This window comes from Actinacidiphila acididurans, assembly GCF_016918855.1.
Classification (GTDB): domain Bacteria; phylum Actinomycetota; class Actinomycetes; order Streptomycetales; family Streptomycetaceae; genus Actinacidiphila; species Actinacidiphila acididurans.
Genome location: NZ_JADKYB010000029.1, coordinates 1 through 18792, shown reverse-complemented (window position 1 = coordinate 18792; position 18792 = coordinate 1). Strand labels below are relative to the sequence as shown.

The following is an 18792-nucleotide window of genomic DNA, read 5'->3' as shown; positions in this document are numbered from 1 at the left end:
CGCGCTGGGCCGCGATGACGGCCGAGGCCGAAACCCCCACCCATGGGCGCGCCCGCATCGGCGCGCCCATGGACACGGGTCCGCACAAGCCGCAGCAGGGATCAGCCGCCCGCGCGCCGGGCGGCCAGCTCCAGAGCACTGTCCCGTAGCGCACCCGTGAACTCGGCGACGCCCTGCGGGGTCAGGGTCAGCGCGGGGGTCAGCCGCAGCCAGCTCTGGTCGTGGGCGGCGGATTCCAGCAGCACGCCCCGGCGGACCAGGAGGTCCACGCAGGCCGCGGCGCCGTCGGGGGCGTCGGGGTCGGTCAGCCCCGCGATCCGTACGGCCAGCAGCAGCCCACGGCCGCGTACCGCGCGCACCCCGATGTCCTCGGCGACCAGCTTCTCCAGCTCCGCCCGCAGCAGTGCGCCGATGTCGCGGGTGTGCTCCAGCAGCCCCTCCTCCTGGATCACGTCGAGCACGGTCAGCCCGGCGGTCATGCCCAGCAGGTGGCCCTCGAAGGTGGAGTTGTGGATGTAGGCGCGGCCCGGCGAGGAGTACACCGCGCGGTGCACCGCCTCGGTCATCAGCAGCGCGGCCACCGGCACCATCCCGCCGCTCAGCCCCTTGGAGACGGTCACCATGTCGGGGGCGACACCGGACTCCTGGAAGCCGAACCAGTCGCCGGTGCGGCCGATCCCGGTCAGGATCTCGTCGGCCACCAGCAGGGTGCCGTGCGCGGCGCAGACCCTGCCGACCGCGGCCAGCGCCTCCGGCTCCCAGGCGCGGGCGCCGCCGAGCCCCTGCACCGGCTCCACGAACACCGCCGCCACATCGTTGGCGGCCAGCGCCGCCTCCAAGGCGGCCACATCGCCGAACGGCACCTGGCGGTAGTCGCCGTGCGTCCACTCGGCACCGGCCAGCGGCAGCCGCCAGTAGTCGTGCCCGGCCATCGGCAGCGGCCCCGGAGTGAAACCGTGGAAGCCCCGCCCGAAGGAGACGAACCCCTGCCGCCCGGTGGCCGCCATGGCGAACTTCATGGCGTTCTCCACCGCCTCGCTGCCGCCGGTGCAGAAGTAGACCCGCTCCAGCGCCGCACCGGCAAGCTCGCACAGCCGCACCGCCAGCGGACCGGCAGCACCCGGCAGGCCGAGCGGCACGATGAACGGACTGCCGCCCGCGATGACCTCGCTGAGCGCCGCCACCACCCGCGGATGCCGGTGGCCCAGCAGCGCCCCGCCGTTCTGCGCGATCATGTCCAGGTAGCGCCGCCCGTCGGCGTCGGTCAGATACGTACCGGTGGCCTCGCGGAACAGCTCGGGCCACCCCCGGCCGGCGATCACGTCGGCCCGGAACGGATTCACTGCCTGCCGGTACGCCGCGACGGGATCGATCGTCTGGATATCCATACCCTGCCTTTCTGGCGGGTTGCCGGAAGCGGCCGGCAAATTGCCGGTCACCGAAGCCGGTCACAGAACCTGTGCCCGGAAAACCGGCCCGGAACGCGAGCGCGCCGGGCATCGCGGACGGCCGCGCGAGGGCGTGCGGAAATCGTTCCGCCAAGGCCGGTCACCGGAACCGGCCACCGACGCTAGCCGAGCGCACAACCGCCGTCCATCCCGTCGCGCACTGCCGGAATGCACTCTTTTCCGGTGCCGGGCCGCCGTGCCATACTCCCAATCCGGTTCGCTCGGGCACCCGGCCGTCTCCGCGGGAAGGCAGGCATGTTCCGTCATGACAGAAGGCGACCCCGAAACCGCGGTTTCCGGGAAATCCCCGCCGCCGCTCGGCCGTAACCGGGATTTCGCCCTTCTGTGGTCCGGGCAGGCGATATCCGCGCTCGGCAACGAACTGTCCGAGCTGGCCTATCCACTGCTGGTGCTGGCCGTGACCGGCTCGGCCGCCCGGGCCGGCCTGGTGGGCAGCGCCGAGCTGATCGCGATGCTGGCCGCGCTGCTGCCCGCGGGCACCGCCGCCGACCGGCTGCCGCGCCGCCGGGTGATGGTGGCCGCTTCCCTGACGCAGCTGGTCGCCCTGGGCAGTGTCGCCCTCGCGGTGGCCGCCGGGCAGATCCACCTCGTCCACCTGGTCGCGGCCGGCGCCCTCGAAGGGGCCGCCTCGGCGTTCTACATCGGCGCCTCCCGCGGCGCGGTACGGCGGGTCGTGCCGGCCCCGCAGCTGTCCCAGGCGCTGGCCCGTACCCAGGCCCGCGACCAGGCGGCGGCGGTGGTCGGACCGCCGGCCGGGGGAGCGCTCTACACGGTCGCCCGTACTCTCCCCTTCGCCCTGGACGCGCTGTCCTTCGGTGTCGCCGCCCTCGCCGCGGCCCTGGTACGCGGCCCCGTCGACCCCGAACCCGCGGCCGGCCGCCCCGCGCCGGCTCCTGGCGAGGGGCGCCGCCGGCTGACCGCGGGCCTGCGCTTCGTCAGCGGCGACCGCTACCTGCGGGTGGTGGCCGGCTGGGCGGCGGTGATCAACGCGATCGCGACCGGCATGATGCTGCTGGTCGTCGTCCTCGCCCGGCACCGGGGCGCCGGCCCGTCCGCGATCGGCACCATCACCGCCACCTTCTCCGTCGGCGGCCTGCTGGGCGCGCTCACCGCCCCCCGGATCATCGAGCGCTGGTCCGGGCGCCGGCTGGTGCTGTTCGCGTCCTGGCTGATGGTGCCCTGCCCGGTGGCGATGGTGCTGGCCCCCACCCCACTGCTGATCGGCGTGGCCGGCGCGGTGTCGGTGTGCGCCATCGTCCCGGTCAACGTCGTCCTGCTCACCCGGGCCTACGAACTGACGCCCCATCACCTCCAGGGCCAGGCCGGCAACGCCATGCTGCTGCTCGGCTCCGGCCTGAAGTGGACCGCCCCGGCCGTCTTCGGCCTGCTCGCCGACCGCCTGGGCCCGGTCACCCCGCTCGTCATCGGTTCCGTCCTGTACGGGATCACCGCCGTGTGGCTGCAGGGCCGTTCCGCGTTGCGCCGGCTCGACGCGCCCGCCGTACCGCGGCCGGCCGGCGTCCCCGTATGACCCGACCGACCCCACCCGACCGCACCCCCGTCCCCACCCCGCAACCGATCCACCCCCACCCCGCGACAGGGACCGCGCCCCGGCCGAGCCACAGGGCCCCGGCCCAGGCCCCGGTCCCGCAACAGGGAGGCGCAGTGACCGAGCACAGCGTGCCCGCCGCCGACTCCTCGGCGGCATCCGACCTGGTCAAGCAGTTGTTCACCTCCGAGGAGGCCAGGGCCGACCCCTACCCGCTCTACCGCGCGCTGCGCGAGACCGCCCCCGTACACCGGGCCGAGGGCGGCCGGGTGTTCCTCACCCGGTACGCCGACTGCGCCGCGCTGACCCGCAACCCCGCCCTGCTCGCGCAGAGCGAGTCCTGGATGGACAAGGCGTCCCCCGGCTGGCGCCAGCACCCGGCGGTGGTGCAGAACATCGAGACCATCCTGTTCAAGGACCCGCCGGAGCACTCCCGGCTGCGCCGCCTGGTCAACCGGTCCTTCACCCCGCGCCGGGTGGCCCTGATGCGCGAGGACATCGGCCGCCTGGTGGACCGGGCGCTGGACCGGCTGGCCGACGAGGCCGCGGACGGCACGGCCGTGAACGCCTACGCCCTGCTCGCCGAGACCCTGCCGATCGCGGTCGTCGGCACCCTGATCGGCATACCGGAGCAGGACTGGAAGGTGCTGCACGACCCGGTCTCCGAGGTGATGCAGGTCGTCGAGGTAGGCGTCGGGCAGGACAAGCTCGCCCGCGCCGACGACGGGGCCCGGCAGCTCAACGCCTACTTCGAGGACCTGATCGCCCAGCGCCGGCGGGAGCCGCGCGCGGACATCATCTCCGACCTGATCGCCACCGCGGACGCGGCCGGCGACCCCGGCCAGGGCGGCTCGGGCATGACCGAGACCGAACTGCTGCGGATGATCATCCTGCTGTTCGGCGCCGGCGTCGACACCACCGTCGGCCTGCTCTCCAACGGCCTGCTCGCCTTCCTCGACCACCCCGAGCAGGCGGATCTGCTGCGCGCCGACCCCTCGCTCGCCGAGGGCGCGGTCAGCGAGGTGCTGCGGTACGACTCGCCGACCCACGTCATCGTGCGGATCGCGGGTGACGGCGCCGAGGTGGGCGGCGAGCCGGTGCCGCAGTGGAGCACGGTCTTCGCGCTGACCGGCGCGGCCCACCGCGACCCCGAGCAGTTCCCCGACCCCGACGTCTTCGACATCACCCGCGAGGGCACCTCGGTCCTGTCCTTCAGCGGCGGCGCCCACTACTGCGTCGGCGCCCCCCTGGCCCGCCTGGAGGCCGAGTTGTTCTTCCCCGCGCTCCTGAGCCGCTTCCCCCGCCTCGCCCTGGCCGGCCCCCCGGTCCGCCGGGGTTTCGTGGTCCGCGGTTACGAGGACCTGCCGGTGACGGTTTCCTGATCCGCCGTCGGGCCGTACGGGCCGTGGCCGCTCCTGTGCCGCGGCCCGTACGGACGCGCGTGTGACGGTGGTTCCGGAGGTACGGGCGACGGCCTATCCGGCGGCCACCGGGACGGCCTCGATGGCGCGTTCGGCGTGGGCGCCGCGCAGCGGGGCGGTGTGCACGGCCCGGACCGCGAAGCCGGCCGCCGCGAGCAGCTTCTCGTACTGCTCCAGCGTGCGGTCGTAGCCCTCGACCATGACCAGCATCAGCAGGTCGATCAGCTTGGCGCGGGCCTCGGCGGCGCCCGGCCGCGCGGTGGGCGACCCGCCCGGCGGCCCGTCGTCCTCCAGCCGCTCCAGCACCAGCAGCCTGCCGTCCGGCCCGATCGCCTGCCGGATCACCCGCAGCAGCGCCCCCGCGCGCTCGTCGTCCCAGTTGTGCAGCACCCGGGAGAGCGTGTAGACGTCCGCGCCCGCCGGCACCGCGCCCGGCTCGAAGAAGCTGCCCGGGGCGAAGTCCACCCGGTCCGCGCACCCCGCGGCGGTCAGCCGCGCCCGGGCCGGCCCGATGCTCTGCGGCAGCTCCACCAGCGTCCCGCGCGCCTCGGGATGCCGGGCCAGCACCGCGGCCAGCAGCGCCCCGTCACCGCCTCCCACGTCCACCAGGCTGCGCACGCCCGCCAGATCGCACAGCGCGAGCGCGGCCGGCACCGCGGCCGTACCCATCGCCGCCTGGAAGGTCGCGGCGGCCTGCGGGTGGTCGCCGAGGTAGTCGTAGAAGGAGGCGCCGGCCAGCTCGGGGAAGGCGGGTCGCCCGGTGCGCAGGGTGTGCCGGATCCCGCCGAACGCCCCGTGCACCTCCTCGCCGAACATCAGCGCGGTGTCCCGGGCCGAGCGCGGCGTGTCCGAGCACAACAGCCGCGTCACCGGCGTCAGCGCGTACGCGCGCGGGCCCGTACGGCGCAGCAGCCCGGCGGCGGCCAGCGCCCCGAGCGTACGGTGCAGCGCCCGGGCGTCCGCCCCGCAGGCGGCCGCCAGCTCGTCGGCATCGCGCGGCCCCGCGGCCAACAAGTCCGGCACGCCCAGCTCGGTGATCGCGTAACACGCCTGGGCCAGCCAGCCGCCGGTCAGCACCGAGAACAGCGCGGCTCGGTCGGCGAGTCCTGGTTGGTGTTTGTCGGCGTGGTCGTCGGGGGTGTCGGGTGCCGCGGGTTCCGGGGCTGCCCCGGAGGCCGTTACGGCGGCTCGGTCGGCGAGTCCTGGTTGGCGTTTGTCGGCGTGGTCGTGGGGGGTGTCGGGTGCCGCGGGTTCCCGGGCTGCCCTGGAAGCCGTCACTGCGGTCCGGTCGGCGAGTCCTGGTTGGCGTTTGTCGGCGTGGTCGTGGGGGGTGTCGGGTGCCGCGGGTTCCGGGGCTGCCCTGGAAGCCGTTTCTGCGGCTCGGTCGGCGAGTCCGGGCTGTCGCTCGTCCGCGTGGTTGTCGGGGGTGTCGGATGCCGCGGGTTCCGCGGCCGGCCCGGAGGCCGTTTCTGCGGCTCGGTCGGCGAGTCCGGGCTGTCGCTCGTCCGCGTGATCGTCAGAGGTGTCGGATGCCGCGGGTTCCGGGGCCGGCCCGGAGGCCGTCACTGCGGTCCGGTCGGCGAGTCCCGGCTGCCGCTCGTCGGCGCGGCCTTCGGGAGCGTCGGACGCGCCGGGGTCCCCGGCCGGCCCGGAAGGCATCATTGCGGTCGCCGGGGCGCGTCGTCCCCGGGGGGCCGGCGCAGCCACGCGCCCAGGGTGCGGACCGTCTCAGCGGCGGCGATGGCGTGCGAACGGCGGGTGCCGTGTCGGCCGTCCGCCGCGTACATGTCCGCGTCGGGCGTGGCGGGATGCCCGAGGAGCTCCACGTGCACGGTGTCGAGCCGCGCCGCCACCTCGCGGGTGCGCTCGGCGAGGTCCAGCAGCCGCGGTCGCAGCAGCTCGCGGAACTCCTGGGGCAGCACCGGGTTGTGCGTGCCGTCAAACATGCTCACCGTGATCACCTGCGCGCCCGCCTCCCGCAGCGCGCCCGCGATCGCCAGCAGGTCGGCCCGCACGGCCTGCGGGTCGTAGCCGCGGTGCAGCGCGTTGAAGCCGCCGCAGGCCACCAGCGCCAGGTCCGGCCGCAGCTCGAGCGCCCGCGGGAGCTGCTCGGCGCGCACCCGCTCGCTCGGCGTGTCCCGCAGGCCCAGGTTGTGGTACGCGAAGTCCGGCCGTCCGTCGGCCAGTTCGTCCGCGACCCGCTGGGTCCATGGCTGGTCCGGATAGCCCTCGGCGGGCTCGCCCAGGCCCTCGGCGATGCTGTCGCCCAGCACCGCGAACCGCCGCCAGGGGTGCCCGGCCAGCAGCGCCGCCGCCTCGCCCTCCCGCAGGCAGTACGGGTCGGCGGCCTCGCCCGGCATCAGGGTTGTCGGCATGGCGCTATCCATGCCCCGCCCCGCCGGACCCGCACGCCCCGGCGGTCCGGCAATTCCCCGCCGCGGCCCCGGGCAAGTTGCCGCCGCCGGCGCCCGGAAGTGCCGCCTCCGGTCACCGTAGGGGCCCTTGTGCTCCCCGCCCGCGTGCCTGAGGGTGAGTCGCACCCCGGCCGCGGTGCGCCGAGGGTGCCACCGGACCGCCGAGGAAGGGACCCGTCATGCCGGACACCGCCCCGCCGTCAGCCAGCCGGTACCTCGTGGTGGGCTGCGGCCTCGGCCTGCTCGGCGAGCTGGACAAGATCCTGTCGGCCGGGTCGGTCACCGTGGTCGACGAGACCGACCTGCTCGACGCAGGTGACCTGCGGACCAAGGCCATGACGCACCCCTGCGTCGCCGAGGTGATCGACGGCCCCGCGCAGCGCCACGACGGCCTGCTGCCGCTGCCGGCCGACGCGCTGGCCGGCACGGTCGCGGTCATCCCGAGCTGGGAGTACACCGTGGTCACCGCCGCCGCCTGCGCCGAGGCCGCGGGCGTGCCCGGTGCGGGCCTCAAGGCCGCCCGTACCCTGCGCGACAAGGTGCGGCTGCGCGAGGCGGGCGCCGCGGCCGGCCTGCCCCAGCCGCGCTTCGCCGAGGTCGCGGGGGTCGCCGACATCCGCGCCTTCGCCGCCGCCCACGACGGCGACCTGGTCCTCAAGCCCGCCGACCGCCAAGCCGGGGTGGGCGTACGGCTGCTCGCGCCCGGCGACGACCCGGCGGCGGCCTGGGAACGCACCCGCGCCGCCGACGACGCCAAGCTGCGCAGCGCGGGCTTCACCCCCGGCCGTTTCCTGGTCGAGGAACGCCTGCACGGCCCCGAGATCAGCGCCGAGGTACTGGTCGCCGACGGCGAGGTGCGCTGGCTGAACGTCACCGACAAGTCGGTGTGGCCCGGCCCCTTCCCGGTCGAGGCCGGCCACACGCTGCCCTCCCCGCGGACCGCCGCGCTCTGGGACCGCGTCGCCGAGGCCAACCGGGCGCTGGTCGAGGCCGTGGGCTTCCGCACCGGCGTACTGCACAGCGAATGGATCCTGGCCGACGGCACCGACCCGCACCTCGTCGAGTGCGCCGGACGACTGCCGGGTGACGCCATCGTCCCGCTGATCGACCTCGCCTACGGGGGCAGCCTCGTCGAGGACTTCGTCCGCGTCCTGCGCGGCGAGCACCCGGACCGCCCGGCCCGCGCCGCCCGGGCCGCCGCCGTCCGCTTCGTCTCCGCCGCCCCCGGCCGGGTCCGCACGGTCCGCGGCGCCGACGAGGCCGGCGCGGCCGACGCCGTCTTCGCCGCGGCCGCCACCGTCGCCGAGGGCGCCCTGGTCGGTGAACTCACCAGCTCCTGGGACCGCGTCGGCCACGTCCTCACGGTCGCCGACGACGCCCCCTCGGCCGAAGCCGCCGCCGTCGCGGCCGCATCCCTGATCACGGTCGAGACGGAGCCGGTCACGGAGTAGGAGCGGGCGTACGGTGCCGGGTGGTTGACGGGCGAAGGCGTGCGGTTCGCCCGTCGGGGAGGGGCCGGCGGGACTCGCGCAGGCCCCGCCGGAGAGGCCCTCACGACTGACAACTGCGGGAGTCCAAGCCGTGGGGGAGTGCGTGCACGGCGCCGCGGGACGGGCGGGATCCGTCAGACAGGGCGGCGCCCAGGAGCGGGCGCTTTCCGGGCTTGGCCCGGGCGGTGTCGCCGCGCGAACCCCTGCGGGAGTCCCTGCCCGGGCGTCCCGGTGCAGACGGGTTTCAGCGACGGGCCTACCCTTGCCAGGTCGGCGGAGCGGCTTGAAATGGCGGGACGCAAGGGATTCGGCGCTTCCCGGGCTTGGCCTCGGCGGTGGCGCCGTGCGAAGCCGTGCGGGAGCGCGAGCGTGGGCGTGCCGGATCAGGCGGGATTCAGCAGACGGGCCCTACCCCCGCCAATTCGGCGAGCGGCCCGACAAAGTCAGCACCCGGTCCAGTACGGACGCCCCGTCATGCGTCGGCAGCACCGGGCCGAAGGCCGCGCCCGGGGCGGTACGGGACGCGCCCTGGGGGACCTGTTCGGCGACCGACAGGGCCGCGGCCAGGACTTGGGGGTCCAGGTCGACCGTCGTGCCGATCGAGACGGCGACGTCCCAGGCGTGGACCACGTAGTCCAGCAGGTGGAAGCCGATCGCGGTCGGGGCCGGGAAACGCAGGGCCGGGTGGATCTCCGGGAGCAGCACGGTGCGTTCCTGGGTGCCCGGGGCGGCGAAGGCGGCGAGCACGTCGTCGGCGATCGCGGCGTAACCGGCGGCCGGGTCGTCGCCCAGCGGCAGCGGGGCGAAGGCGGCGAGCCCGGCGTCCTCGCCGCGCAGGGCCGCGGCGAACCCGGCGTGCTGGCCCGCCATGTGCGCCAGCAGCTCCCCGAGGTTCCAGTCCGGGCAGGGCGTCGGCAGCTCCCACTGCCCCGGCTTCACCGCGCCCGCCACCCGTACGCTCTCGGCCACCGCACGTGCGTCGAGCTCCACCACACCGGTCATACGATCCCCTCCGCGGGCGCGGTGTGCCGGGCCCGCAGCGCCTTCTTGTCGACCTTGCCCATGCCGGTGACCGGCAGCTCCGCGGTGAACTCCACCACCGAGGGCGCCGCGTAGGCCCGCAGCTGCTCGGTGACCAGCGCCTGCAGCTCCTCCGCGGTGACCTCCGCGCCAGGCACCGGGACCACGTACGCGTACACCGCCTCGCCCTGCGCCGGGTCCGGCACGCCGATCACGGCGGCCGAACGTACGGCGGGGTGCGAGGTCAGCACGTCCTCCACGGTACGGCTGAACACATTGGCGGCGCCGCGCCCGGTGACGATCATGTCCTTGAGCCGGTCCACCAGGTACAGCCAGCCGTCGTCGGAAAGGAAGCCGAGGTCGCCGGTGCGCAGCCAGCCGTCCACCAGGGTCCGACCGGTCAGCTCCGGCTCGTCCCAGTAGCCGCTCATCACCAGCGAACCGGCCACCCACACCTCGCCGGTCTCCCCGGCCGGGAGCGGCGCACCCCGCTCGTCGCGGATCTCCACCCGCGAGTCGGCGAACGGCACGCCGCAGGAGGCCAGCCGCTCCGGATGCGCCGGGTCCACCGTCACGCCCCGGTACTCGGTGACGAAGGCGGCCTCGCTCAGCCCGTACACCAGCCGCACCACCGGCCCGAGCCGCTCGGCCGCCTCGCGCAACCGGCCGGGGAAGACCGGGCCGCCACCGATGTTGAGCAGCAGCAGACTGCTCAGGTCGGCGCTGTCCAGCGCCGGGTGGTCCAGCGCCTCGTAGAGCTGCACGGGGGTCAGCAGGGTGCTGCTCACCCGCTCCTTGGCGGTCAGCTCCAGCAGCCCCGGGACGTCGAGGCCCTCGCCCAGCACCAGGGTGCTGCCGGTGAACAGCATCAGCAGATTCGTCATCTGCCCGCTGACGTGCCCGAACCCGGTCTGCGCCAGGTGCTTCAGGGTGGGCGCGCCGCTCGCCAGCCAGGCCTGGCCGATCGCGAGCAGGGCCAGGAAGAAGCGGTGCTCGTGGTGCACCAGCTTGGCCCGGCCGGTGGTGCCGCTGGTGGCGAAGAGCGACGCGGGCGGCGGCCCGGCCACGTCCTGCGGCACCGCGAACGGCCGCTCGGCCACCGGCGGTCCCAGCAGGTCCGGGCCCCGCCCGCCCGGGCCCAGGCACAGCACGGCGCCGCGCCAGCCGCCGTCCGCCAGCACCTCGCCGGCCAGCATCTCGTGCCGGGCGGTGTCGTACACCAGCACGTCGGCGCCGGAGCGGGCCAGGAAGTCGGCCTGCTCCCGGACCGGGGTGTAGGAGGCGAGCCACACCGTGCGGCAGCCGAGCAGGTGGGCCGCCAGTTGCAGGACCATCGCCTCGGGCCGGTTGCCGGACAGCACCGCCACCGACGAGCCCGGCGCGACCCCGTGCGCCCGCAGCTCGGCCGCCAGCGCCGGCACGTCCCGGCACAGATCGGCGTACGTCAGCCGGTGCTGCCCGGTGACGACCGCCTCGCGTTCGCCGTACTCGGCGAATCGGTTCAGTGCACTGACCACGTAATGCGCGACCACGTCGCCCGGCTCGTCCACGGGCGCATTGAACCAGAGCCGCGGCGGCTTCCGACAGGACGCCGGACGGCGCCGGTTGACGGGCAGCCGGCCGCCGACCGGCAGCCTCGCAGGTGCCGCTCGGAGAACCTTGACCGGCCCTGTGGGGTGTGCGAGCCTCCTGCCGCCGGACTCCCCGCGAGGGCGCGGGACCGGCGCCGCAGCACACAGCTCGCACCGGTTCCGGGCACATGGCCGTCTCACGCATCACAGCGAGGAGAGCCGATGCACGACGAGATCCGCGCGTTCGTGGTCAACGCGGTCCGTGACATGAACTACGACGTCAGCGAGGTCACCGGGGACACCGACCTGGGCCCGGCCGGCCTGGACCTGGAATCCCTGGCGCTGGCCGAACTCGCCGTCCTGGTCGAGGACGAGTTCGGGGTGACCTTCGGCACCGACGACATGGAGTCGACCGCCCTGATGACCCTGGACCAGTTCGTGGCCGAGGTCGTCCGGCAGGTCGACGGGGCCGCCGCCCACGCCGCGTCCGCCGCCGGCGGGCCGGCCGAGTCGCCCGCGGCGGATCCCGCGTGAGCGGCGGCCCCGGACCGGGCTCCGCCCCCGGACTCGGTGAGGACGACGTGATCCGCATGCTCGCGGCCTTCGGCGACCGCGCGCCGAATCAGGTCGACGACGTCGTCGGCTCGCTCGAACTCACCTGGCTGCTCGCGGAGATCGAGCAGCGCTACGGCGTGGTCGTCGACCTCGACGCCGACGACATGGGCGCGATCCAGACCGTGGCCGACGCGACGCGGGTCCTCGGCCGGGCGGTTGCCGCCGCCGAACCCGAAGCCGGGGGTACGGTCGGCGCGGTCGCCGGAGCCGACGAAGGGCCCGCCCCGGCATGACCGCCGCCGTACCGCAGCGGCGCGTCCCCGTGGTGGTCACCGGCCTCGGTGTGCTGTCGGCGCTGGGCCGCGGCCCGGAGCCACTGCTCGCCGCGGCCGCGGCCGGCGACGCCGCGTTCGGCGCGGTCGGCCGCTTCGACGTCGCCGCCCGCCGCACCCGCCGCGCCGCCCACCTGCCCGGCCCCGCGCCGCGGCTCGCGGAGGCGCTGCTCGACGCCATCGGCGACGCGCTCGGGCAGTCCGATTCCGGCACCCCGCCCGGCGGACTGCTGCTCGCCCTGCACAGCGACACCCTGACCGGCGCGGTGGTCCAGGAAGTGACCGCCCGGGCCCGCGACCGGCACGGGATCGACGGCACGGTCCGTACGTACACCGGCGCGTGCGTGGCCTCCAGCAGCGCGCTCGCAGACGCCGCCGCGGCCATCGCCTTCGGCCGCGCCGAACGCCTCGTCGTCGCGGCCGGCTACCTCGTCGAGCCCGACACCTTCGCCGTCTTCGACGCGGGCGGCGCGCTGTCCCGCGACGGCGAGGTGCGGCCCTTCAGCCGGGACCGGCGCGGCCTGCTGCTCGGCGACGGCGTGGCCGCCGCGGTCCTGGAAAGCGCCGACAGCGCCCACCTGCGCGGCGCCACCCCGCTGGCCACGCTCGCCGGCTGGGGCCGCAGCGGCGACGGCCACCACGTCTCCCGGCCCGACCCCGAGGGCACCGGCCTGGCCCGCGCCGTGACCGCCGCCCTGACCCGCGCCGGCCTGCGCCCCGACGACATCGGCTACGTCAACGCCAACGCCCCCGGCTCCGTCCTCGGCGACGTCTCCGAAGCCCGCGCCCTGCGCACCGTCTTCGGCGACCGCCTCGCCGACCTCCCGGTCAGCTCCACCAAATCCGTCCACGGCCACGCCCTCGAAGCTTCCGCCCTGCTCGAGTTCGTCCTCACCGTCCACGCCCTGCGCTCCGGCCGTCTCCCCGTCAACGCCGGCTACCTCGCCCCCGACGCCGAATGCCCCCTCAACCTCGTCCTCACCCCCACCACCGTCCACCCCCCCTCCCACGCCCTCACCCTCAACGCCGCCTTCGGCGGCGCGAACACGGCCCTCCTGATCGGAGCGGCATGAACAGGGCACCGGAGCAGTACGACTCGAACGCGGAAGTGCCCTTCGCCCCGGCCCGGGCCGCGGATCCGGGCGCGGCCCGCCCGATGCCGCCGGGAAGTGAGCGGGCGGAGGTGATGGGTCCGAGGGACGGTTCGCGGCTGGCCGCCGCCGGTGCCGTGCCTTCGGCCGAGGGGCCGGACGCCGCGGTACCCGGCGTCCCGGGCGCTGGCGACGCGACGGCGGCCCGCCGAACCGAGGTCGCTTCAACTGCCGGCTCCCGCGCCGGCCGTACTCCAGCCGACCCCACCGGCGAAGCCCCTTCCGTACCTGCCGGCCTGCGCGTCCTCGGGCACGGAGAGTGGACCGGGGCCGCGGGGGAAACGTTGCCGCAGGTGGCTGGATTCATTGGGTCGGCGTACAACCCGTTGGTCGTGGAGGCGGCTGAGCGGTGTCTGCGGGGGGTGTACGGGGGGCCGGAGGCGGCGGATCCGGGGCGGACCGGGGGGACCGCGGTGGTGGTCGGGAGCTGGAGCGGGGATCTGGGGACCGCGCATGCGCTGCATGAGGCGGTCAGGACCGGGCGGCGGGTGCAGCCGCTGCTGTTTTTTCAGTCGAACCCGAATGCCGTGGTCGGGTACGTGGCCGGGCGGTGGGCGCTGCGCGGGCCGGTGGTGTGCCTGCGGACCGCCGGGCCCGGTCCGGCCGCGCTGGCCGAGGCGCTCGACGCGGCCGAACTGCTGCTGCTGGACGGCGACTGCGACGAGGCGCTGGTGATCGCCGCGGACACCGGCCGTACCCCCGACGACCCGGGCAGCGCGATCGCCGTCCTGGTGACCGCCGACGACCCCGCGACAGGACGAGGAGCCCCGTGACCGACATGCACCGCGCAGGACTGGCCCGACCGGGGGAGCCGCGGTGAGCGGCGTCACGATCACCGGGGTGGGCCTGGTCACCCCGCTCGGCCGCAAGCCCGACGACTTCTTCGAGGGCCTGCTGGCCGGCCGCACCGGAGTGGCCGCGCCGCCGCCCGGGCACGCGGCACACGGCTGGCTGGCGGCGGCCGGCCTCGCCCCCGCGATCGACCCGATGGAAGTGCTGCCGCCCAAGGAAGTACGCGGGGTCGACCGGTTCGTGCTGATGGCGCTGGCCGCCGCCGACGACGCGCTGGCCGACGCCGGGCTGGTGGTGGGCCGCGACGCGGACCCGTACCGGACCGCGGTGGCCGTCTCGACCGGCGGCGCCGGCCTGGAGAGCTTCGAGCAGCAGTCCCACCGGCGGCTCGAGCGCGGCCGGGCCGGCGTCAGCCCGTACCTGCTGCCCGGCATGCTCGCCAACATGGGCAGCGCCCGCATCGCCATCAAGCACGGCATCAGGGGCTACAGTTCGGCGATCGCGACCGCCTGCGCGGCCGGCGCCCAGGGCATCGTGGAGGCGATCCGGCTGATCAGCGCGGGCGACGCGGACGTCGTGGTGTGCGGGGGGTCGGAATCGCCGCTGCACCCGACGATCGCCTCGGCCTTCAGCAACGCCCGCGCCCTGGCCGAGGGGTGGGCGGACCCGGCCGAGGCCAGCCGCCCCTTCGACGCGCGCCGCAACGGCTTCGTGCTGGGCGAGGGCAGCGCCGTCCTGGTGCTGGAACGCACCGAGCACGCCGACGCCCGCGGCGCGGCCGGCTACGCCGACCTGATCGGCTGGGGCGCCACCACCGACGCGCACCACCCGACCGCCCCGCGCGCCGACGGTGAGGGCGCCGCCGCCTGCATGCGCGGCGCGCTGACCCGGGCCGGGCTCACCCCGCGCGACATCGGGTACGTCAACGCGCACGGCACCGGCACCAAGCTCGGCGACGCCGCCGAGACCCGGGCCCTGCACACCGTGTTCGGCGCCGCCGACGGCCCGGCGGTCAGCTCCGTCAAGGGCGCCACCGGCCACCTGCTCGGCGCCTCCGGCGCGGTCGAGGCGGTCGCGACCGCGCTCTCCGTGGCCCGCGGGGTGCTGCCGCCCACCGTCAACCTCGACACGCCCGGCCCCGGCTGCGAACTGGACCACGTCCACGGCGCCCCCCGTCAAGCTGCCGTCCAGGCCGCGCTGTCCAACTCCTTCGCCTTCGGCGGCCACAACATCAGCCTGCTGTTCGCGCCCACCTCGGCCGCCACGGCCCGGTTCGCCACCGCCACTACCGTGAACTGACCGCCGCCCGGCGCCGACCTTGCCGAAGAAGCCATCGGAAACCGGGGAATCCGTCCGAGACCCCACGGGAGACAGACCCGACCGGAGAAGGAGGTCCGGCCTTGCCGCTGGATCCGCAGTTCCAGGCGGTACGCGACGCCCGCGCCGCCGAGGGCACGCCCCCGCTGTACACCCTGACCCTGGAGCAGGCCCGCGCCGCCGACCTCGCCGACATCAGGGCCGGCGCGGGCGGCGGGCAGCGCGTGCACGAGGTGACGGAGGAACACGTGCCCGGGCCCGGCGGGACCCTCACCGTGCGCGTCCACCGCCCCGACGCCACCCCGGGCCGCCCGGTCCTCCTCTACTTCTACGGCGGCGGCTGGACCCTGGGCTCCCTGGACACCTGCGACGCCGTGTGCCGCTTCCTGGCCAACGCGGCCGGCTGCGTCACGGTCTCGGCCGGCTACCGGCTCGCCCCGGAACACCCCTTCCCGGCCGCGGTGGAGGACTGCTGGGCCGCCCTGTGCTGGACCGCGGCCAACGCGCAACGGTTCGGCGGCGACCCCACCCGTATCGCGGTGGCCGGCGACAGCGCCGGCGGCAACCTCGCCGCGGTGACCGCGCAGACCGCGCGCGACCGCGGCGGCCCGGCCCTGGCCCACCAGGTCCTGGTCTACCCGAACACCGACTACCGGCCGCCGCCCGAGCGCCCGCACGCGGCCGCGGCCGCGGACCCGTACCTGTTCAACGAGCGGTCCGTGGACTGGTACTGGAGCCACTACCTGGCCCGGCGCGAGGACGGCGCCGACCCGCGGGCCTCGCCGCTGCGCGCCCGCGACCTCACCGGCCTCGCCCCGGCCACCGTCGTCACCGCCGAGTACGACCCGCTGTGCGCGGAAGGCCAGGCGTACGCGGCGCGGCTGCGGGAGGCCGGCGTGCCGGTGGAACTGCGCCGCTGGGACGGCATGGCGCACGGCTTCTTCACCATGACCGGTGTCCTGCCGCAGGCCCGCGAGGCGCAGGAGTTCGTCGCCGCCCGGCTGCGCGCGGCGCTGGCCGGCCCGGCCGTCGCCCGGTCCGCACATTCCCGTACGTCCGCGGATTCCCGTACGGAGGCCCGCCCGTGACCCCGCTCCCGCTCGACTCCCTGCACGGCTCCCTGTCCGACCCGCTGCTCGACACGATGACCCTGCTCAACGAGGTGACCGCCCGCTACCCCGAGGCGATCTCCTTCGCGCCGGGCCGCCCGTACGAGGACTGGTTCGACGTCGAATCCGTGCACACCTACCTCGACGCCTACCTCGCCCACCTGGCCAAGGACCGCGGATTCGGGCCGGAGGAGGTGCGGACCACCCTCTTCCAGTACGGCAGGACCAAGGGCATCATCCACGACCTGGTGGCGCGCACCCTCGCCAACGACGAGGACCTGCACGTCGACCCCGAGGCCCTGGTGCTCACCGTCGGCGCCCAGGAGGGCATGCTGCTGGCGCTGCGCGCGCTGATCGCCGACCGCGAGGACGTACTGCTGGTCAGCGCGCCCTGCTACGTGGGCGTCACCGGCGCCGCCCGGCTGCTGGACATCGCGATCGAGCTGGTCCCCGAAGGCGCGCACGGCCCCGACCCCGCCCGGCTCGCCGAGGTCGCCGAGCGGGTACGGGCCGCCGGCCGCCGCCCGCGCGCCTTCTACGTGGTGCCCGACTTCGCCAACCCCTCCGGCGTCAGCATGACCGTGCCCGCCCGCGAGGAGATGCTGCGCGTCGCGGCCGAGCAGGACCTGCTGATCATCGAGGACAACCCCTACGGCTTCTTCGCCCACGACCAGGTCGCCCGGCCCACCCTGAAGTCCCTGGACCGCGCCGGGCGGGTGATCTACCTCGGCTCCTTCGCCAAGACCTGCTTCCCCGGCGCCAGGCTGGGCTACGTCGTCGCCGACCAGGAGGTGCACGGCCCCGGCGGCCGGCGCGGCCTGCTCGCCGACGAGCTGGCGAAGATCAAGAGCATGACCACCGTCAACACCCCGTCGCTGAGCCAGGCCGTGATCGGCGGCATGCTGGTCCACCACGACTACCGGCTGCGCCCCGCCAACGCCGGGACCACCGCCTTCTACACCCGCAGCATGTCCGCGCTGCTCGCCGCGCTGGAGGACGCCTTCCCACCGGCCGAGCGCGCCCGGCTCGCGGTCGGCTGGAACGTCCCCGAGGGCGGCTTCTTCCTGGTGGTCCGGGTGCCGTTCACCGCCGACGAGGCCGCCCTGGAGCGCTGCGCCCGCGACTACGGCGTGCTGTGGACGCCGATGCACGGCTTCCACCCCGGTGGCGGGGGCGAGCGCGAACTGCGCCTGTCGTGCAGTTACGTGCCTCCGGACGCGGTGGCCGAAGGGGTACGGCGGCTCGCCGCGTTCGTGCGCGATGCCGCCCGGTAGCGCCGGGCCGGCCCCGGCGCCCGGCACCCCCGGCGGGCCGCTGACCGTGGCCGACGTCGAGACGGCCGCCCGCGGCCGACTGCCCGCCGACGTATGGGACTTCATCGAGGGCGGCAGCCGCACCGAGTGGACCCTGGCCGCCAACCGGGCCCAGTTCGGGCACTGGGCGCTGCGCCCGCGCGTCCTCGTCGACGTCTCCGACCCCGACCCGTCCGTCGAGCTGTTCGGCGACCGGCTCGCCGCGCCGCTCGCGGTCGCGCCCATGGCGTACCACGAACTCGCCCACGAGGAGGGGGAGCTGGCCACCGCGCGGGCCGCCGCCGCGGAGGGCGTACCGCTGGTGGTCGCCGCCTTCGCCGGGCGCGGCCTGGAGGAGATCGCCACGGCGGCCGGCGGCGGGGCCCCGCTGTGGCTCCAGCTGTACTGGCTGGGTCGCAAGGTCGTCGACGAACTGGCCGACCGGGCCGCCGTGGCCGGATACCGGGCGCTGGTGGTCACCGCCGACGCCCCGCGGGTCGCCCGCCGGCTGCGGGACGTACGCAATTCCTTCGCCCCGCCGCCCCACATCCGCGCGGTGAACGTCGACGGCGCGGTCCCCCCGGTCACCGCCTACCGCGCCGCCGGCGCCTCCGCGATCGAGGCCCAGTCCCGGGACCGGTTCGACCCCTCGGTCACCTGGGCCGACCTGGCCCGGCTGCGTGAACGCACCCGACTGCCCGTGGTCCTCAAGGGCGTGCTCACCGCCGAGGACGCCCGCCTCGCCGTCGAGCACGGCTGCGCCGCGGTCATCGTCTCCAACCACGGCGGCCGCCAACTCGACGGCGCCCTCCCCAGCCTTGCCGCCCTCCCCGAGGTCGCCGAAGCGGTGGCCGGCCGTATCCCCGTCCTGCTCGACGGCGGCATCCGCCACGGCTCCGACATCGCCAAGGCCCTCGCCCTCGGCGCCCAGGCCGTCCTGGTCGGCCGCCCCGTCCTCTGGGGCCTCGCCTGCGCCGGCGCCCCCGGCGCCGCGGGCGTCCTGCGCCTGCTGCGCGAAGAATTCGAAGAGGCCATGACCCTCGCCGGCCGCCCCCGCGCAACGGACTTCACCCGCACGGCGGTGACCCCATGGCCGCCGCCGACCTGGAGCGGGGCCCCGGGGTTCGGAGAAGCGATTCCGGAAGGCAGTTGAGCTGCACCCGCCGGGCGGGTGTGGCATCCTCCCGGTGGCCCGGTGGCCCGGTGGCCCGGTGGCCCGGTGGCCCGGTGGCCCGGTGGCCCGGTGGCCCGGTGGCCCGGTGGCCCGGTGGCCCGGTGGCCCGGTGGCCCGGTGGCCCGGTGGCCCGGTG

General features: G+C 75.6%; 16 protein-coding genes. 11 read left to right on the top strand and 5 right to left on the bottom strand.

Annotated features, from left to right (window positions below):
• Positions 1-101 precede the first annotated feature (101 nt).
• Positions 102-1388: a class-III pyridoxal-phosphate-dependent aminotransferase gene (locus tag ITX44_RS35905; protein WP_205363349.1), complete on the bottom strand. Its 1287-nt coding sequence runs from the start codon at positions 1386-1388 to the stop codon at positions 102-104.
• Positions 1389-1713: 325 nt separating this feature from the next.
• Here ITX44_RS35905 and ITX44_RS35900 point away from each other — a divergent pair, with 325 nt between their 5' ends.
• Together ITX44_RS35900 and ITX44_RS35895 are read left to right on the top strand one after the other, a co-directional pair.
• Positions 1714-3000: an MFS transporter gene (locus ITX44_RS35900; protein ID WP_205363348.1), complete on the top strand. Its 1287-nt coding sequence runs from the start codon at positions 1714-1716 to the stop codon at positions 2998-3000.
• A gap of 134 nt (positions 3001-3134) precedes the next feature.
• Positions 3135-4400 (top strand): cytochrome P450, encoded by a 1266-nt coding sequence (locus ITX44_RS35895; RefSeq protein WP_205363347.1) that lies wholly within the window; start codon positions 3135-3137, stop codon positions 4398-4400.
• Positions 4401-4493: 93 nt separating this feature from the next.
• On the opposite strand, the gene ITX44_RS35890 is transcribed toward ITX44_RS35895, so the two are convergent.
• Entirely contained in the window at positions 4494-5717 is a 1224-nt protein-coding gene (locus ITX44_RS35890; protein ID WP_205363346.1) for a methyltransferase, read from the bottom strand.
• Between the two features lie 380 nt (positions 5718-6097).
• Positions 6098-6814, bottom strand: coding sequence for an SGNH/GDSL hydrolase family protein (locus ITX44_RS35885; RefSeq protein WP_205363345.1), 717 nt, complete (start codon positions 6812-6814; stop codon positions 6098-6100).
• Between the two features lie 218 nt (positions 6815-7032).
• Here ITX44_RS35885 and ITX44_RS35880 point away from each other — a divergent pair, with 218 nt between their 5' ends.
• Positions 7033-8304 (top strand): ATP-grasp domain-containing protein, encoded by a 1272-nt coding sequence (locus ITX44_RS35880; protein WP_236062304.1) that lies wholly within the window; start codon positions 7033-7035, stop codon positions 8302-8304.
• Between the two features lie 447 nt (positions 8305-8751).
• On the opposite strand, the gene ITX44_RS35875 is transcribed toward ITX44_RS35880, so the two are convergent.
• Entirely contained in the window at positions 8752-9345 is a 594-nt protein-coding gene (locus ITX44_RS35875) for a TIGR03086 family metal-binding protein (protein WP_205363343.1), read from the bottom strand.
• Positions 9342-10913, bottom strand: coding sequence for an AMP-binding protein (locus ITX44_RS35870; RefSeq protein ID WP_205363342.1), 1572 nt, complete (start codon positions 10911-10913; stop codon positions 9342-9344). The genes ITX44_RS35875 and ITX44_RS35870 overlap by 4 nt, the downstream gene beginning before the upstream one ends.
• 243 nt (positions 10914-11156) lie before the next feature.
• Between ITX44_RS35870 and ITX44_RS35865 the strand changes: the two genes are divergently transcribed.
• From ITX44_RS35865 to ITX44_RS35830, 8 genes are all read left to right on the top strand, one after another.
• Positions 11157-11468 carry an acyl carrier protein gene (locus tag ITX44_RS35865; protein WP_205363340.1) on the top strand — a complete coding sequence of 104 codons (312 nt, stop codon included), beginning with the start codon at positions 11157-11159 and terminating at the stop codon, positions 11466-11468.
• A complete protein-coding gene (locus ITX44_RS35860) occupies positions 11465-11782 on the top strand; it encodes an acyl carrier protein (protein WP_307795643.1) in 318 nt (105 codons plus the stop codon). The genes ITX44_RS35865 and ITX44_RS35860 overlap by 4 nt, the downstream gene beginning before the upstream one ends.
• Positions 11779-12894 carry a beta-ketoacyl-[acyl-carrier-protein] synthase family protein gene (locus ITX44_RS35855; RefSeq protein WP_205363338.1) on the top strand — a complete coding sequence of 372 codons (1116 nt, stop codon included), beginning with the start codon at positions 11779-11781 and terminating at the stop codon, positions 12892-12894. Before ITX44_RS35860 ends, ITX44_RS35855 begins: the two co-directional genes overlap by 4 nt.
• Before the next feature lie 371 nt (positions 12895-13265).
• Entirely contained in the window at positions 13266-13745 is a 480-nt protein-coding gene (locus tag ITX44_RS35850; RefSeq protein WP_205363336.1) for a beta-ketoacyl synthase N-terminal-like domain-containing protein, read from the top strand.
• 43 nt (positions 13746-13788) lie between these two features.
• Positions 13789-15063 carry a beta-ketoacyl-[acyl-carrier-protein] synthase family protein gene (locus tag ITX44_RS35845; RefSeq protein ID WP_205363334.1) on the top strand — a complete coding sequence of 425 codons (1275 nt, stop codon included), beginning with the start codon at positions 13789-13791 and terminating at the stop codon, positions 15061-15063.
• Between the two features lie 101 nt (positions 15064-15164).
• Positions 15165-16169 carry a LipP1 family hormone-sensitive lipase gene (gene lipP1, locus ITX44_RS35840; protein ID WP_205363333.1) on the top strand — a complete coding sequence of 335 codons (1005 nt, stop codon included), beginning with the start codon at positions 15165-15167 and terminating at the stop codon, positions 16167-16169.
• A complete protein-coding gene (locus ITX44_RS35835; RefSeq protein ID WP_307795642.1) occupies positions 16166-17464 on the top strand; it encodes an aminotransferase-like domain-containing protein in 1299 nt (432 codons plus the stop codon). Before lipP1 ends, ITX44_RS35835 begins: the two co-directional genes overlap by 4 nt.
• Entirely contained in the window at positions 17451-18635 is a 1185-nt protein-coding gene (locus tag ITX44_RS35830) for an alpha-hydroxy acid oxidase (protein ID WP_205363332.1), read from the top strand. Before ITX44_RS35835 ends, ITX44_RS35830 begins: the two co-directional genes overlap by 14 nt.
• The last annotated feature ends 157 nt before the right edge of the window (positions 18636-18792 follow it).